We start from the raw sequence: 323 nt of genomic DNA on the forward strand, positions 1-323 counted from the left end.
GCCTATCCGAACGTCGATGGCGTCGTCGCCTTGACGCACGGCGTCGGCTGCGCGGTCGATCCCGAAGGCGAAGGACTCGCGCTGTTGCAACGCACGCTCGGCGGCTATGCGGTGCATCCGAATTTTGCGGGCGTGCTGGTCATCGGCCTCGGCTGCGAGACGAACCAGATCGCTCGCATGATGGAGACGCAAGGTCTCACCGAAGCATCGTTCCTCAAGACCTTCAACATTCAGGAAACGGGCGGCACGGCGAAGACCGTAGCGCATGGCATCGAACTGGTGAAGGGCATGCTCGCGGCGGCGAATCGCGTCAAGCGAGAGCC

The 323-nt window shown here is 63.5% G+C and carries 1 protein-coding gene; it reads left to right on the forward strand.

The window, feature by feature from the left end; translation table 11 throughout:
- A partial coding sequence (locus QCE73_RS34105; RefSeq protein WP_309885349.1) for a UxaA family hydrolase occupies window positions 1–323 on the forward strand: 323 nt, incomplete at both ends.

The sequence above is a fragment of the Caballeronia sp. LZ029 genome (assembly GCF_031451275.1).
Classification (GTDB): Bacteria; Pseudomonadota; Gammaproteobacteria; order Burkholderiales; family Burkholderiaceae; genus Caballeronia; species Caballeronia jiangsuensis.